The 1,025-nt window shown below is 45.9% G+C and carries 1 protein-coding gene; it reads left to right on the top strand.

Annotated features, from left to right (window positions below; genetic code table 11):
- Nucleotides 1–990 (top strand): TRAP transporter large permease subunit (locus A3761_RS18175; RefSeq protein ID WP_156491938.1); only part of this gene is annotated, 990 nt, incomplete at its 5' end.
- Nucleotides 991–1,025 lie beyond the last annotated feature (35 nt).

The following is a 1,025-nucleotide window of genomic DNA, read 5'->3' on the forward strand; positions in this document are numbered from 1 at the left end:
GCGATGGGCGCGGTTGTTTATCAAGAGATGAGGCGAGTAGGGACTCGTCGTCAGTTGTCGCTTGCCGTGACAGCAATGACGGGTTCAGGTGTTGTGCTAAGGCCTTGTTTGCTTGTAGTTGGTATTGCAATACTTAATAAAGAAGTTGTGACAGACGAGCTGTTTCATTGGGGCTTCAGGGTTTTTCTTCTGAGTATGCTCGTGTTTGCGGTATTTGCAATGATTACACGAAAGGACCCTATGAAAATTGTACCGGCAAGTGAAGCATTGTTACCTTCTCTTAGAAATTTGATGCCACTTCTTCCTTATGTTGGGATTCTGGTCGCTGCGCTCTTTCTTTACGACATATTGCTAGATGCTCAACTTGACGAATTTACGGCACCTGTCATGCTGCCAATTATCGTTATGGCAGTTTTAGTGTTTGAACGTAAATTTAGTAGGGATTTCCATCAGCGAAATGAAAGTGCTAAGGCGAGTCCGACGATATCTTCAGCCTTTTCCAGTTCTGTAGATAACTCATCCATACAAATTGGCGCCTTACTGATGTTAATGGCTTGCTCGTTTACAGTTGGCGGCATTATAGAACGGGGCGGCGGCGTACTAGAGATACCCGAATTCTTCGGCTCTACCTACGGCACGATGGCGTTTCTCGTTCTGTTTTTGGTGATGATCGGCATGGTAATGGACCCCTTTGGTGCGCTTATCCTGGTTACAGGTACGATTGCTCCGGTTGCTTATGCTGCCGGAATCAATCCGATTCACTTCTGGATGACCTGCTTGATGGCTTTCGAACTTGGTTATTTGAGTCCGCCGGTTTCGTTAAATCACCTACTTACCCGTCAGGTTGTGGGTGATGAGGAAGTCAGTCTCGCTTTAAAAGAGGGCGATTCCTTTTATTATCGCCACGAGCGTTTACTTCTTCCGCTTATGGTTATGGGTACAACACTCATTCTTGTTGCTTTCGTTCCATTAGCATTCATCGATCAATAAGGTTGCTAGAATGGAACGCGTAGCAAAACGTGAGG

It is taken from the genome of Oleiphilus sp. HI0123, assembly GCF_001635315.1.